At 64.8% G+C, this 540-nt stretch carries 1 protein-coding gene; it reads left to right on the top strand.

All coding sequences use genetic code 11. The features are described from left to right. Positions 1-540 (top strand): transposase (locus NKH93_RS34270; protein ID WP_352976433.1); only part of this gene is annotated, 540 nt, incomplete at both ends.

Below are 540 nucleotides of genomic sequence, written 5' to 3'. Positions count from 1 at the left end.
CGACTGGTGCCGCGCCAACGACGTCGACTTCATCTTTGGCCTCGCGCCCACCACGACCCTGCGCAAGCATGTCGCGGATCTGGAGGCCAGCACGACGGCGCGCTTCGAAGCGTCGGCCAAGACAGGCAAGGTCCGCAGGTTCAAGGAGTTCGTTGACGGCGCCGCCAGTTGGAGCCGCGTCGAGCGCATCATCGCGCGGGTCGAGGTCGGCGCCCAAGGTGCCGATACCCGCTTCGTCGTCACCAACCTTGCCGGTGGGAAAGCCAAGGCGCTCTACGAGGATGTCTACTGCCGGCGCGGCGCGGCCGAGAACCACATCAAGTCGTGGAAGACGCATCTTGCCGCCGACCGCACATCCTGCACCAGAGCGACGGCCAACCAGTTCCGGCTATTCCTGCATGCCGGTGCTTACTGGTTGATGTGGGGCTTGCGGGCCGCGATGCCGAGGCGCTCGAGCTTTGCCGTCGCCCAATTCGACACGCTGCGATTGCGCCTCATCAAAATCGCTGCGCGGGTGGTCGAGATGAAATCGCAAATCCG

Origin of the sequence: Mesorhizobium sp. M0954, assembly GCF_040319155.1 — a bacterium.
Classification (GTDB): domain Bacteria; phylum Pseudomonadota; class Alphaproteobacteria; order Rhizobiales; family Rhizobiaceae; genus Mesorhizobium.
The sequence above is the reverse complement of the archived record's forward strand: the minus strand, read 5'-3'. Positions and strand labels throughout refer to the sequence as shown.